At 68.5% G+C, this 13,482-nt stretch carries 12 protein-coding genes; 9 read left to right on the top strand and 3 right to left on the bottom strand.

From position 1 onward, the window contains the following. Positions 1-35 precede the first annotated feature (35 nt). Entirely contained in the window at positions 36-896 is an 861-nt protein-coding gene (locus tag AX018_RS15140) for a helix-turn-helix transcriptional regulator (RefSeq protein WP_111878651.1), read from the bottom strand. Positions 897-1,076: 180 nt separating this feature from the next. Here AX018_RS15140 and AX018_RS15135 point away from each other — a divergent pair, with 180 nt between their 5' ends. Further along, complete coding sequence (locus tag AX018_RS15135; protein WP_111878648.1) at positions 1,077-2,366, top strand: SGNH/GDSL hydrolase family protein; 1,290 nt, start codon at positions 1,077-1,079, stop codon at positions 2,364-2,366. A gap of 96 nt (positions 2,367-2,462) precedes the next feature. Here AX018_RS15135 and AX018_RS15130 read toward each other — a convergent pair whose 3' ends face one another. Then, positions 2,463-3,356 (bottom strand): tetratricopeptide repeat protein, encoded by an 894-nt coding sequence (locus AX018_RS15130; RefSeq protein WP_170146275.1) that lies wholly within the window; start codon positions 3,354-3,356, stop codon positions 2,463-2,465. A gap of 86 nt (positions 3,357-3,442) precedes the next feature. After that, a complete protein-coding gene (locus tag AX018_RS15125; protein ID WP_111878643.1) occupies positions 3,443-5,770 on the bottom strand; it encodes an MBL fold metallo-hydrolase in 2,328 nt (775 codons plus the stop codon). 493 nt (positions 5,771-6,263) lie between these two features. Here AX018_RS15125 and AX018_RS15120 point away from each other — a divergent pair, with 493 nt between their 5' ends. From AX018_RS15120 to czcI, 8 genes are all read left to right on the top strand, one after another. Then, positions 6,264-7,061: a MetQ/NlpA family ABC transporter substrate-binding protein gene (locus AX018_RS15120; protein WP_111878702.1), complete on the top strand. Its 798-nt coding sequence runs from the start codon at positions 6,264-6,266 to the stop codon at positions 7,059-7,061. Positions 7,062-7,313: 252 nt separating this feature from the next. Then, complete coding sequence (locus AX018_RS15115) at positions 7,314-7,796, top strand: rhodanese-like domain-containing protein (protein WP_111878640.1); 483 nt, start codon at positions 7,314-7,316, stop codon at positions 7,794-7,796. A gap of 23 nt (positions 7,797-7,819) precedes the next feature. After that, positions 7,820-8,788 (top strand): serine O-acetyltransferase EpsC, encoded by a 969-nt coding sequence (epsC, locus tag AX018_RS15110; RefSeq protein ID WP_111878637.1) that lies wholly within the window; start codon positions 7,820-7,822, stop codon positions 8,786-8,788. Next, positions 8,785-9,054, top strand: coding sequence for a helix-turn-helix domain-containing protein (locus AX018_RS15105; protein ID WP_111878635.1), 270 nt, complete (start codon positions 8,785-8,787; stop codon positions 9,052-9,054). The genes epsC and AX018_RS15105 overlap by 4 nt, the downstream gene beginning before the upstream one ends. 74 nt (positions 9,055-9,128) lie before the next feature. After that, entirely contained in the window at positions 9,129-10,061 is a 933-nt protein-coding gene (locus AX018_RS15100) for a family 2A encapsulin nanocompartment shell protein (protein ID WP_111878632.1), read from the top strand. Between the two features lie 16 nt (positions 10,062-10,077). Continuing rightward, positions 10,078-12,030 carry a family 2A encapsulin nanocompartment cargo protein cysteine desulfurase gene (locus tag AX018_RS15095; protein ID WP_111878630.1) on the top strand — a complete coding sequence of 651 codons (1,953 nt, stop codon included), beginning with the start codon at positions 10,078-10,080 and terminating at the stop codon, positions 12,028-12,030. 159 nt (positions 12,031-12,189) lie between these two features. Next, positions 12,190-12,744: an NADPH-dependent FMN reductase gene (locus tag AX018_RS15090; protein ID WP_111878628.1), complete on the top strand. Its 555-nt coding sequence runs from the start codon at positions 12,190-12,192 to the stop codon at positions 12,742-12,744. Positions 12,745-12,957: 213 nt separating this feature from the next. Beyond that, the gene (gene czcI / locus AX018_RS15085; protein WP_111878624.1) at positions 12,958-13,305 is read left to right on the top strand and encodes a cation efflux protein, CzcI family; all 348 of its coding nucleotides are present in this window, start codon (positions 12,958-12,960) and stop codon (positions 13,303-13,305) included. Positions 13,306-13,482 lie beyond the last annotated feature (177 nt).

The raw sequence follows: 13,482 nt of genomic DNA, 5'->3' as shown, positions 1-13,482 counted from the left end.
AGCCCTTCGCGCGCGCAGCCCGCAGGGGCCGCCGTTCAGTTCCTGCCCGCGCGGAACTCGCCGGGCGTGAGGCCCAGGCGGCGCCTGAAGGCGCTGCTCAGGTGGGCCTGCGTGGCGAACCCGCATTCGGCCGCGATCTCCGCGATGGGGCGGTCGGGGTCGAGCAACAGATGCCGCGCCCGCTCGATGCGCCGGTCGATCACGTACTGGTGCGGCGACTTCTGGAAGGACCGCCGGAACAGCCGCGCGAAGTGGTTGGTGCTGTAGCCGATCGTGCGCGCCATCTCGGCCACGGAGACGGTCTGCCCGATGTGCTCGTCGATGTAGGCGCGCAGGCGCTCCCACTGTACGCGCGGCTCGGCGCCGTGCCAGCCGCAGCGCGGGCCTTCCGCATAGCGGCCGCGCAGGTAGGTGGCGAGCGTGAGCGCAAGGGCCTGCACGTAGGCCGCGCCCAGCGGCATGGCCGCCAGTGCCTGGGCTTCCAGGCGCTGGAGCAGGTCCGTGATGTGCGGGTCCTGCACGCCGGTGCGCGCCGGCACGCCCGGCATGCCCGGCATGCCCTCGTGGCGCGGAGTGAGCGCGCCATGCAGATGGAGCCACGTGCAGTGCATCGCGTCGCCGCTCCAGCGCACGTCGCTCACCACCGTGCCCGCGGGCAGCAGGTCCACCATGCCGCTCGTGCGGCGCCAGCCGTGCCGCAGGCCGTCGCAGCGCATCTCGACCTCGCAGGCGCCGCCGGTCCAGAGCGTGAGCGTGTCCACCGCCACCGGTCCGAGTTGCGTGGCGCCCGAAGGCGCAAGCCGGAAGCGGCCCATCGGCGGGCCGGGCCAGGCGGGGGGCGTGAGCTGCGCCGTGTTCGCGCAGGGCGCGGCGGCGCAGGAGGCGGGGGCATCCATGCGCGCAAGGTAGTCGGCCAGGCTTGCCGAAAGCTGACAGCGGCGCCGCTCCCGGATCAGGGTGATCCCTGGGTTGATTTTTGAACGTGCGCGTACGTTCTTGAAAGACCGGGCCGTGGCCGCGCGCTACCGTGCCTGCCACCCGGATGCCGGTGACACCATTCCAAGGAGACAGAGCCCATGGCGATACCCCAGCCCCCTTCTTCCTCTTCTTTCCCAATGCGCCGCCGCACCCTCCTGGGGGCGCTTTGCGCGGGCGCGGTCCTGCAGGGCTGCGGCGGTGGTGGCGGCGGCGGCTCCGCCACCCTGCAGGCCGCCTGGACCGCGCCGGTGTCGGACTACAACGCCGTCTCGCCCATCGGCGCCCTGGCGCCCGCCTTCGCCGAGAACCGGACGATCCGCCAGGTGATGCGCATCGCCGCTGGAGGGGACGGGGTGCGCGTTCGCGTCTCCAACCTGTTCGGGCCCGCGGCGCTGCCGGTCGGCCAATTGCGCATCGCGCGCAGCGCCGGCGGCACGCGCACCCAGCCGGGGACCGATGTGGCGCTGACCTTCGGCGGCCAGGCGTCCGTCACCGTTCCTGCCGGCCAGGAGATCTGGAGCGACGTGGCGGCGATGCCCCTGGAGGGCCTGTCCGACGTGGCCGTCTCGCTGTACGTGGGCCCGCGCACGGCCCTGGGTACCTACCACCAGCTCGGCATGCGCAACACGTACATGGCCGCGGGCAACGTGACCCAGGCCACGGACGTGGCGCCGGCCGACCCGCCGACCACCTCGTACTACTGGATCAGCGGCATCGACGTCCGGAACACCTCGACCCGGGGCACGATCGTCACGTTCGGCGATTCGATCACCGACGGCTTCGCCTCCACCGTCGATGGATCGCGGCGCTATCCCGACGCGCTCGCGCGCCGCGTGGCGGCCGATCCGTCGCTGCCGGGATTCAGCGTGGCGAATGCCGGCATCTCGGGCAACCGCATCCTGCACGACGGCGCCGGCCCGCGCGGCGCGGGCCGGTTCGACCGCGACGTGCTGCAGGTGTCCGGGGCCACGCACGTGATCGTGCTGATCGGCATCAACGACATCGGCTTTTCCAACCTCGTGCCCTCCGAGGCGGTCAGCGCCGACGAGGTCATCGCCGGGCTCGCGGGCCTCGTGCAGCGCGCGCGGGCCGCCCGGCTCAAGGTGTATCTCGGCACGCTGCTGCCGTTCGACCACGCGCTGGGGCCCGACGGGCAGCCCTCGCCCTACTACGACCCGGCAGGCGATGCCAAGCGCGCCCGCGTGAATGCCTGGGTCCGCTCGGGTGCATCGCAGGCCGACGGCGTCATCGATTTCGATGCTGCCCTGCGCGACCCGAACGCGCCCTCCAGGCTGCGCGCGGCCTATGACAGCGGCGACCACCTGCACCCCAACGACACCGGCTACCAGGCCATGGCGGATGCCATCGACCTGTCGCTGTTCCGCTAAGCACGTGTTCACGATCTCAGGCGTGCCGTCCAATGCGCCAGGCCACAGGCGCAGCCAGATGGATGGCCCCGGGAAAGCGGCCGTCTGGTCGTGGCTTCAGTGAGCGTGTGGGTGTGCGCTGCGATGCTTTGGGGCATTCGCGGCGCTTTCCTCCGGATCATCGTGTTCGTGGTCATCATGAGGCGCCACTCCCTCCCGGGATTTCAGCAACCATTTCTTCGCGAGCGCCGGGTCCGCGGGAACCCCCGCGCCACGCTGGTAGGCCTGGCCGAGTGCCTTCTGCGCTTGCGGGTTGCCCGCATTCGCCGAGCGCTTCAACCATGCGATAGCCGTCGCCGGGTCTTTGTTGACGCCCAGTCCTGCGGCATAGCTGACGTAGAGTTCGTATTGAGATTTGGGAGCGCAGCGATCACGGGTCATGGCCGTCTTCCGGTACCAGCGAACCGCCGCGGCATGGTCCTGCCGGACCCCGCCCAGACCACCTCGATAGAAGTCGCCCAGCATGCACTGTGCGAGGACCACATGGTTCATGGCCGCAGCATCGAACCACTTGAATGCAAGCGCCAAATCCTTGGGAGCCCCCGCGCCGTTGAGATAGGCAAACCCGAGTTCCGCCTGCGCTGGTCCATGGCCCAGCTCTGCCGCTTTCAGAAGGTGCATGCGGCTGCGCGCCATGTCGATCTGGTTGCCGGATCCTCCATTGAAGAATTTGCTGAGTTCGTAGTGGCTATCGGCCACCCCCTTGTCCGCCGCCGACGTGTACAGCTCGAAAGCCTTCTGCCTGTCGATGGGCACTCCCGTTCCGTCTCTGTAGCGATTGGCCAGGTCATGCGTTGCACGCGCATTGCCCGGATCGGATGCGGATGGCATGGCCGCGACACCAGGTGCATTCGCACCGGAGAAAGACGGCATGACCGCGCACTGCAACGAGGCCACGACAGCGAGGCTTCGCAGCAGGACTCTTGGCGGGAATGGGCGGAGTGCGCTCATGGACATCGGGCTTTCAATCGATCGGGGATGGCTGGATGGGGGGGGCATGCGGCCGCGCGCAATCGGCCGCATGCACCACCGGGTCGCTACTGGAAGGTTTGCGAGATGTTCGACGGCACGACGATCTCGCTCGCGGGCGTCAGCGACAACGTCACCGTGCGGCCCTTCTTGATCGATTGCAGGATCGTCTGGGCTTCAGCCAGGGAGTTCACGCGCTGCGTGCGCAGGTACTCCGGCGGATGGTAGGTGCCCTTGGCCGCGTGCACCGACTCGACCGGGCCGCCCTTATATGCGATCGTCGCGTTCATGCCGGGGCTGAACTGCGAGTAGCCTTCGGGGATGTATCCCTTGTAGCCGGAATCCTGCACATCGAGCGCGACCTGCACGTAGAAGCCCCCGGGATCGTTGGTGTACTGATCCGTCGCCGTGACGATGCCGTTGGCCAGGAGCGGTATGCGGGGGTTCTTGTTCTGGGGGCCCACGAACCCCTGGATGATTCGGCCTTCGTCCAGCACGGTGGCGCGTACCGCGGCAAGCCCGCTCTCGCGCCCGGGCTTGAAGGGACCGGACGTCTCGATGCTCTTGTAGCTGGTGTTGGCCGCATCGCTGGCGCGATAGGAGGCCACCGAACGGCGCTTCTCAAGCTGGTTGGAGAACTCGCTCGTGATCTTCGCGCCGTTGACGCTCGGGGAGTCGAAGACCCGCGAGGACATGGCGTCGAGCATCGTCAGTTGGCTGCCGGCATTGGCGGGATCGCGGTTGTATGCCTTCAGTGCCTGATACACCTCGACGATCGGGAACTGGTTCGTGTGCTGGGGCGAGACGAAATCCACGTTCACCGTGTTCTGCAGATAGCTGAACCCATGCTGGAAGGACAGGCGGAGCCAGCCGTTGCTGGCCGTGGGCGTGTTCAAGCCATTGAAGCCGTAGCCGCCGTGATAGCCGAAGGTGTAGAACTTCCCGTCCGTGGGGTTCTTCACCTGGAACAGCATGTTGGTCGTTCCGGGGGTATGGCCGGGCGACCAGATGACCATGATCTTCACGTTCCCGTAGTCGTACCACTTGTCGTACTCGTAGGAGTTCGTGGTTCGCGCGCGAATCACCGTCTCGGATGCGGGAAGGGCCCCCGCAATGTTCCAGGTGTTGCCCTGCATGTCCGACGTCACCGCGACCGCATCCTCCTTCGATGCCCACAGCGCAATCTTCTTGCCGGCGTTGTCCATCATCTTCAGCTGTTCGACGACGGTGCCGTAGTGATCGCTGTGGCCATGGGTCAGCCAGATGTCGGTCACTGAACGCGGGTCCACACCCATCAGCTCCATGTTCTTCCAATACTGGTAGCCGCTGTTGGGCCAGCCCGCGTCCACCTTGATCACCTTGTCGTCGGACGGATCGTCGGGAGTGCCCATGTCTGCCTTCAGCAGGTACGAGGCCACTTCGTTGTCGCCGACGTAGTACAGGGTGTCCTTGATCATCTCGAAGGGCTCCGTGCTGCGGGAGTAGGGCGCCGAGGTGGGGCTGGTCGCGTTGATGCTCATGAACGGCTGCCCGGAGACGGGGTCGTTGCCTTTGTCCGCGAGCATCGGGCTTTGGGACGGGACTTCCCAGACGGGCTTGCCGTCGGACTTGGACTGCGGCGTGAAATACCAGATCGCGACGACCTTGGCGGAATCGGCGCTCAGGTAGTTGTTGTCGAACAGAACGTAGGCAGCCTGGCGCGATGTCGTGCTGTAGTCGTAGTTCACCGTCACGGGGATGGCGGTGAAGTCCGCCGCAGCGCTCTTGGCGTAGTCGTCCGTATTCACGTTGAACACGACGGCGTCGGGCGCAACGGAGTAGGTCTCCTCGTACCGGCGGATGGGGCGCTCGAACGCGCGTCCCGCCTGGTCGGCCGTCACCGTGGTGCCGTCCCCGATGGTGATCGAGCCTGCGCTCTTGTTGTAGACCCAGCCGGCAGCCACCATCGGCCCTGGGGCGTTGCCATGCCGGCTCACCGACGCACCATACTTCTGCAAGTTGAACTGCGCTGCCGACGAATTCCCCTTCGCGAGGATCACGTTGAAGGTTTGCGCAGTGTTCTCGGGCACGGTGGCCTTGTCCGTCCCGTTGGGAATCCAGTCCACCAGGTTGCCGGGCACCAGCGCTGCCTTGATCGAATCCACGCTGCTGGAGCTCACGGCTGCGGTGGTCACTGTCCGGACGCCGCTTTGCGACAGGATGGCCACACTGACCGTCTGATTGCCCGACGCATCGGAGCCCACGGTGGGCTCCGCGTACACCAGCCCCGCCGACCGGACGGCTGCGGCACCCGATGGCGGGGCGTCGATTCCTCTACCGCTGCCGCCGCAGCCCAGCATGGCGACCGATGAGATGAGCAGACTCAGCGAACGCCAGTCTGTGAGTGCAGAGTTCATGGTTTGTCTCCTGTTGATTTCTTGTCATTGCGAGCGAGAGCGGAAAAGTGCGGCCCTGGCAATGGCCGCTGCATCGGGAACTGTTCTGAATGGGCGTTCGCCAAGCCCGGTCAGGCGTCTGAAAAGGTGCCTCAAGCGGCACCGTTTCAATCTCGGGGGTGAGTTTGTTAACGTTAACAGTCCGATGAAGGCGAATTGTTAACGTTAACAATCTGTGTGGGATCGGTAGTAACCCGCGATGAAATCCGTCAGTGCGCAGCACTGAGCGATCACGCTGCGTTCGGCTCCGGCATCGATGGCGGCTTGCAAGGCGTACGTACCAGCCATGCTTCCGGTCACGCAGCTTTCACGGACGGGATGCCACCCCTCTCGGGGTTGTGCGCCATGGACTGGTTTATGTTCCCGTGTTTTAAGGGAATGAAAACTTATTGTTATGGGTTGTATGGCGTGAAATCTAAGATGCACGCTTTTCCCATTCGACAAGGTGATTTCCGTGAACAAGCGCTCCCTGCTGCAATCGACCCTGGCCCTCGCGCTCGCCGCCGGCCTGTGCGCTCCCGTGCTGGCCCAGGACAAGCCGCTCAAGATCGGCGTGACGGCCGGCCCGCATGCGCAGATCTTCGAGCAGGTCAAGAAAGTGGCCGAGAAGGACGGCCTCAAGATCCAGATCGTCGAATTCAGCGACTACGTGCAGCCCAATGCCGCGCTGGCCGCCGGCGACCTCGATGCCAACAGCTACCAGCACAAGCCCTACCTCGACGCGCAGGTCAAGGACCGGGGCTACAAGCTCGTCTCCGCGGGCTACACGGTCAACTTCCCCATCGGGCTCTATTCCAAGAAGGCCAAGAAGCTGGACGACCTGAAGGAGGGCGCGCGCTTCGGCATCCCCAACGACCCCACCAACGGCGGCCGCGTGCTGCTGGTGCTGCAGGACAAGGGCCTCATCAAGCTCAAGGAGGGCGCGGGCCTGAAGGCCACGCCGCTGGACGTGACCTCCAACCCGAAGAAGCTCAAGTTCGTGGAACTCGATGCCGCCCAGTTGGCCCGCTCGCTCGACGACCTGGACGCCGCCGCCATCAACACCAATTTTGCGCTCTCCGCCGGCCTCAACCCCAAGACCGACGCGATCGCCCAGGAAAGCGCCAAGAGCCCCTACGTGAACCTCATCGCCGTGCGCGAGGCCGACAAGGACAAGCCCTGGGTGGCCCGGCTGCTGAAGGCTTACCACTCCGACGAGATCCGCCAGTACATCGAGACCCAGTTCAAGGGGGCCGTGCTCGCGGGCTGGTAAGCCCGCCAGGGCGGATTCCCTCGAAGCCGGGCGGGGCGCAGGGCCCCGCGATCCGTGCCAGGCCGCGCGCGACCCGATGGGTTGCGCGCGGCTTTTTCGCATGCGCGGGGCAGGGTGTTCGATGGATGTTTTTGTTTTGAGAATTCGATTTTTTATTCTTTTGGGCTTTTTGGGTGCGGACCTACAGTGCCACGGAAGGCGAGCCCTCTGCCGGGGCCGCCATGCCCAGCCTGCTTGAGGAGAACCCCGCTGATGCCGCCCACCGCCACCCCCGACCTCGTTTTGCCACCCGAACTGGAAGCCGCCCGCGAGCGCGCGCAGTCTGAGGGGCTGTCCCATGCGGGCGGCGTGGCGCCGCCGGCCGCGTGGCGGCTGCACCAGCAGGGATCGGCCGTGCTGGTGGACGTGCGCTCGGCGGAAGAGCGCAAGTTCGTCGGCCATGTGCCCGGCTCGCTGCACGTGCCCTGGGCCACGGGCACGGCGCTCACGCGCAACCCCCGCTTCGTGCGCGAGCTGGAGGCCCGGCTGGCGCCCCACGGCGGCAGGAATGCCGTGGCGCTGCTGCTGTGCCGCAGCGGCAAGCGCTCGGCCCTGGCCGCGCAGGCCGCCGCCCAGGCGGGCTTCAGCGCGGTGTTCAACGTGCTGGAGGGCTTCGAGGGCGAGCTGGACGCGCTGCAGCAGCGCGGCGGCTCGGATGGCTGGCGCTTCCACGGCCTGCCGTGGGTGCAGGACTGAGCCGCGCGCAGGAGCCCTCACGCATGCCCGTTTTCGACATCGCCGGCATCGGCCGGCAATTGCACGCCGTGCGCCGCGAGTGGCGCGAGGCCCAGAACCGCGCCCAGGAGCCCGCCGGCCGCGAATTCCCCTCCCGCGACGCGGTGGCCCGCATCGTGGAGCAGTTCAAGGGCGCGCTGTTCCCGCTGCGCCTCGGGCCGCACGACCTGAGGCCCGAGAGCGAGGACCTGTTCGTGGCCCACCAGCTGGACGCCGCGCTGCAGGCGCTGCACGGCCAGATCGCCCTGGAATGGGGCCAGAGCGCGCGCCAGCTTGCCGCCGTGGACGACGGGGCCACCCCCGGGCAGGCCGCCCTGGACGCGGCCCGTGCCTTCGCCGGATCGCTGCCCGCCATCCGCCGGCTGCTGGATTCGGACGTGCTCGCGGCCTACCACGGCGACCCCGCCGCGCGCAGCGTGGACGAGGTGCTGCTGTGCTATCCCGGCGTGCTGGCCATGATCCACCACCGGCTCGCGCACGTGCTCTACCGGCTCGGCCTGCCCCTGCTGGCCCGCATGGTGGCTGAGCTGGCCCATGCGCAGACCGGCATCGACATCCATCCCGGCGCGCGCATCGGCGCGGGCTTCTTCATCGACCACGGCACCGGCGTGGTGATCGGCGAGACGGCGGTGATCGGCGAGCGCGTGCGCCTCTACCAGGCCGTGACGCTGGGTGCCAAGCGCTTCCCCACCGACGCCGAGGGCCGGCCGCAGAAGGGGCTGGCGCGCCACCCCATCGTGGAGGACGACGTGGTCATCTACGCGGGCGCAACCATTCTCGGCCGGGTGACCCTGGGCCAGGGCGCGGTGATCGGCGGCAACGTGTGGGTCACCACCGATGTGCCGCCGGGTGCGCACATCACCCAGGCCATGGCGCGCGAGAGCGCCGCCACGCTCGCGCCGGTGGCCGGCGCCCTGACCGCGCGCGACGCGGTGCGGGAGTCGCGCGCATGACGGATCTGGTCAAGAGCTTCGGCATCGCCGTGCGGCAGTCGCGTGAGGCCCTGGGCTGGTCGCAGGAGCGGCTGGCCGAATATTCCAACCTCAACCGCTCGTACGTGGGGGAGATCGAGCGCGGCGCGTCCATCGCGTCGCTCGTGACCGTCGCCAAGCTGGCCGTGTCGCTCGACATCCCGGCCTCCACGCTGGTGATGCGCGGCGAGCAGGTGGCGCAGGCGCAACTGGTGCAGGGTATCAGCTTGGCGTCTATAGCATGTTGAAGCCGGCGGTGGAGGCCGGGACACTCGGCGGGTTTTTTTCTCATCACTGATCCGAACCACAGGGAGTTTTCTACATGTCGGCAACATTGGGTGGCACCACCGCACTCGGCGACAACGCAGCACGGCAACTGGCCAACGCCACCAAGACCGCGCCCCAGCTGTCCACCATCAGCCCGCGCTGGCTCACGCACCTGCTGCAATGGGTGCCGGTCGAGGCGGGCATCTACCGCCTCAACAGCGTCAAGAACCCTGAATCCATCAAGGTGACGTGCACGGCCAAGGAAGAAGAGAACCAGCTTCCCCGCACCTTCGTGGACTACGAGGAGCATCCGCGCGAGTTCTTCCTGAACGCGGTCTCCACCGTGCTCGATGTGCACACGCGCATCTCCGACCTCTACAGCAGCCCGCACGACCAGATCAAGGAGCAGCTGCGCCTGACCATCGAGACCATCAAGGAGAACCAGGAGAGCGAGCTCATCAACAACCCCGACTACGGCCTGCTGGCCCAGGTGGCGGAAGAGCAGCGCATCTTCCCGCTCACCGGCGCACCCACGCCGGATGACCTCGACGAGCTGCTCACCAAGGTCTGGAAAGAGCCCGCGTTCTTCCTCACCCACCCGCTGGCCATCGCCGCGTTCGGCCGTGAGGCCACGCGCCGCGGCACGCCCCCGCCCACGGTGAGCCTGTTCGGCTCGCAGTTCATCACGTGGCGCGGCATCCCGCTGATCCCGTCCGACAAGGTGCCCGTGGCCGACGGCAAGAGCAAGATCCTGCTGCTGCGCGTGGGTGAGCGCCGCCAGGGCGTGGTGGGCCTGTTCCAGCCCGGCCTGCCGGGCGAGCAGAGCCCGGGGCTGTCGGTGCGCTTCATGGGCATCAACAACCACGCGATCGCGTCCTACCTGATCTCGCTGTACTGCTCGCTGGCGGTGCTCACGCCCGACGCGCTGGCCGTGCTGGACGACGTGGAAGTGAACAAGTACCACGACTACCCCGATACCTACAAGTAAGCAGCGGGTCGGAACGATGGCGATTTCCTCCTCGATTTCCTCTCCGTTGCCCGGAGCGGCCGATGCGGCCCAGCCGCCGCTGGACGTGGCGCAACTGGCCCGCATGGCCAATGCGCTGTTCAGCGCCGCGCCCGGGCAAGCGGCGCTGGCCCCGGTGCCGGGCGTGCAGGCGCCGGTGAACGTGGCGCCGGCCGGCTCGCCGCTGGCCAGCCCCGCGGGCCTCTCGCCCGGCGTGCCGGGCACGCCCGTGCCGCTGGGCCAGATCCCCGGCAGCAACCTGCTGCCCGCATCGCCCACGCCCCTGGCCTCGCTCGCCCACCGTGCGCCCGCGCTGCTGCCGCATGCGCAGGCGGGCAACGGCGTGCCGGACCACGTGCTGGGCGCGCTGCCGGCCTACGAACCCCGCATCGGCGGGGCCGTGACCGGCGTGCCCGGGGCCGTGGCGCCCGCCGCGCCCGCGGGGGCGGCCGCATCGCCGTTCTACTTCACCGACCCCTCCCGGCCCGGGCTGGCGGCGGTGGGGGAGAGCGGCGGCCTGGACGCCCTGGCCCGCCTGCCGTTCGCGGTGCCCGAGGTGCCGCGCGTGGCGCCGGCCCGGGATGCGGCGGGCGTGCCTTCCGCCGTGCCTTTGGCGGACCCCCGCTTCTACTTCGTGGATGCGGTGACGCTGCCCGACGGCTTCGTGACGCCGGCCCATCCGGCCCGCCAGGGCCCGGACGCGGTGCCGCGCGTGGCGGCGCCGGCGGGCGGCGGCTTCGACGTGCATGCCGTGCGGCGCGACTTCCCCATCCTGGCCGAGCGCGTGAACGGGTGGCCCCTGGCCTGGCTGGACAACGCCGCCACCACGCACAAGCCGCGTTCGGTGATCGAGCGCATCAGCCACTTCTACGAGCACGAGAACTCCAACATCCACCGCGCGGCCCATGAACTGGCCGCCCGCGCCACGGACGCCTACGAAGGCGCCCGCGAGCGCGTGCGCCGCTTCATCAACGCGCCGGACGTGAACGAGGTGATCTTCGTGCGCGGCACCACCGAGGCCATCAACCTCGTGGCCAAGAGCTGGGGCCGCCAGCACGTGGGCGAGGGCGACGAGATCATCGTGAGCCACCTGGAGCACCACGCCAACATCGTTCCCTGGCAGCAGCTCGCCGCCGCCAAGGGCGCGAAGCTGCGCGTCATCCCGGTGGACGACACCGGCCAGGTGCGGCTGGACGAATACCAGAAGCTCCTGAACGACCGCACGAAGATCGTCTCCGTCACCCAGGTGTCCAACGCGCTGGGCACCGTGGTGCCGGTCAAGCAGATCGTCGAGATGGCGCACCGCGCGGGCGCGAAGGCGCTGGTGGACGGCGCCCAGTCCGTCTCGCACATGCGGGTGGACGTGCAGGACATCGGCGCGGACTTCTTCGTCTTCTCCGGCCACAAGGTGTTCGGGCCCACGGGCATCGGCGCGCTGTGGGGCAAGCGGGAGGTGCTGGAAGACATGCCGCCCTGGCAGGGCGGCGGCAACATGATCGCCGACGTCACCTTCGAGAAGACGGTGTACCAGCCGCTGCCCAACACCTTCGAGGCCGGCACCGGCAACATCGCCGACGCGGTGGGCCTGGGCGCGGCCATCGACTACGTGGGCCGCGTGGGCATCGAGGCCATCGCGCGCTACGAGCACGAACTGCTTTGCTACGGCATGCGGGCGTTGGGCGAGGTGCGTGGCGTGCGCCTGATCGGCACCGCGGCCGACAAGGCCAGCGTGATGTCGTTCGTGCTGGCCGGCTACACCACGGCCGAGGTGGGCGACGCCCTGAACGCGGAAGGCATTGCCGTGCGCACGGGCCACCACTGCGCGCAGCCCATCCTGCGCCGCTTCGGCGTGGAGGCCACGGTGCGGCCCTCGCTCGCCTTCTACAACACGTTCGAGGAGATCGACCGCCTCGTCGCGGTGGTGGAGCGGCTGGCCGCGCGCCAGCGGTAGCGCGCATCGAGCCGCAGCCCCGGGAGCCCCATGGCCCCGGGGCTTTTTTCGTTCCCGGCGGGGCCCCGCGAATGCGCGCTTGCCTGACAGCCGCGCGTGCCGCCGCGCCGGATGATGGCGGGCTGTTCCGCTTTCCGTCCATCCCTCCAAGGAGTTTCCATGAGCCAATACACCATCGCCGTCCTCGTGGGCAGCCTGCGCAAGGATTCCTTCAACCGCCGCCTCGCCGATGCCCTGGCGAAGCTGGCGCCGCCCGATTTCACGCTGGCGCAGGTGCGCATCGACGACCTGCCGCCCTACGACCAGGACGACGACGGCCACCCGCACGAGGCCGTGCGGCGGCTGAAGTCCGAGATCGCCCGGGCGCAGGGCCTGCTGTTCGTCACGCCCGAGTACAACCGCTCGATCCCCGGCGTGCTCAAGAACGCGATCGACCACGGCTCGCGCCCCTATGGCCAGAGCGTGTGGGGCGGCAAGCCCGGCGGCGTGATCGGCGTCTCGGTCGGCGCCATCGGTACGGCCCTCGCGCAGCAGCACCTGCGCAACGTGCTGGCCTACCTCGACGTGCCCACGCTGGGCCAGCCCGAGGCCTTCATCCAGGCCAAGGACGGCCTCTTCAACGAGGACGGCAGCATCGGCGAGGGCAGCCGGCAGTTCCTGCAGACCTGGGTGGACAAGTACGCGGCCTGGGTGCGCCGGCACGCGCAGGCCTGATCCGGCTTCGCCATCGAAAAGCTCACGGCGTTGCTTCGCTTTGCCGTGCTACAGCCGTGTCTGCAGCTTTGCGCCTTGTTCTCTTTTCGATGGCAAACCCGTATGAGGCCCGCATCCCGTGGCGCTCCGCGCGGGGCAGGAGAGGGCGCCAGCGCGCCGGTATGGCCCCATGAAGCCACGGGATTTCAGGGGTTCCCGCTACAATTTTTGGTTATGCGCCGCTGGTTGCTCATCTTTCTGCTGACCGTGCTGCCGCTCCAGTTCACCTGGGCGGAGGCCGCCGGCTATTGCGCCCATGAGCCCACGGCCGCCAGCCAGCATTTCGGCCACCACGTGCACCAGCACGATGGCTCGGCCGGCGCATCGCACGATGCGTCCTTTTCCGGCGACGCCGACCAGGACTGCGGCGCCTGCCATGCGGGTTGCGCCATCGCCCTGATCGCCCGGTCGCTGCCGGGTGCGCAGGTGATCCGCGCCGAACACGTGCCCCAGGCGCAGGGCATGCCCCTCGCGCCGCCTCCCGCGCTGCCCGAACGGCCCAACTGGCCGCGCCTCGCCTGATCGGCGAGGCTTTCCCGGCCCCGAACCTTCCCCACTGAGCCCCGGCATGGCGTGCCCCGCGCACGCATGGCCGGTGGCCGTGCATGGGCATGCCGCACGCAGGCGTGCCGCCGCGCGGCGGGGACAGGGCCGCACCGCCTCTCCGATCCATAGCTTCGCTCATGACTTGGATGGAGA

This window comes from Paracidovorax anthurii, assembly GCF_003269065.1.
Classification (GTDB): Bacteria; Pseudomonadota; Gammaproteobacteria; order Burkholderiales; family Burkholderiaceae_C; genus Paracidovorax; species Paracidovorax anthurii.
Note: the sequence above shows the minus strand (reverse complement) of the source record. Positions and strands in the feature narration are given on the sequence as shown.

Coding starts and splice junctions, on each gene's coding strand:
- AX018_RS15140 (WP_111878651.1), bottom strand. CDS start 896: ATGGATGCCCCCGCCTCCTGCGCCGCCGCGCCCTGCGCGAACACGGCG.
- AX018_RS15135 (WP_111878648.1), top strand. CDS start 1,077: ATGGCGATACCCCAGCCCCCTTCTTCCTCTTCTTTCCCAATGCGCCGC.
- AX018_RS15130 (WP_170146275.1), bottom strand. CDS start 3,356: ATGAGCGCACTCCGCCCATTCCCGCCAAGAGTCCTGCTGCGAAGCCTC.
- AX018_RS15125 (WP_111878643.1), bottom strand. CDS start 5,770: ATGAACTCTGCACTCACAGACTGGCGTTCGCTGAGTCTGCTCATCTCA.
- AX018_RS15115 (WP_111878640.1), top strand. CDS start 7,314: ATGCCGCCCACCGCCACCCCCGACCTCGTTTTGCCACCCGAACTGGAA.
- epsC (WP_111878637.1), top strand. CDS start 7,820: ATGCCCGTTTTCGACATCGCCGGCATCGGCCGGCAATTGCACGCCGTG.
- AX018_RS15105 (WP_111878635.1), top strand. CDS start 8,785: ATGACGGATCTGGTCAAGAGCTTCGGCATCGCCGTGCGGCAGTCGCGT.
- AX018_RS15100 (WP_111878632.1), top strand. CDS start 9,129: ATGTCGGCAACATTGGGTGGCACCACCGCACTCGGCGACAACGCAGCA.
- AX018_RS15095 (WP_111878630.1), top strand. CDS start 10,078: ATGGCGATTTCCTCCTCGATTTCCTCTCCGTTGCCCGGAGCGGCCGAT.
- AX018_RS15090 (WP_111878628.1), top strand. CDS start 12,190: ATGAGCCAATACACCATCGCCGTCCTCGTGGGCAGCCTGCGCAAGGAT.
- czcI (WP_111878624.1), top strand. CDS start 12,958: ATGCGCCGCTGGTTGCTCATCTTTCTGCTGACCGTGCTGCCGCTCCAG.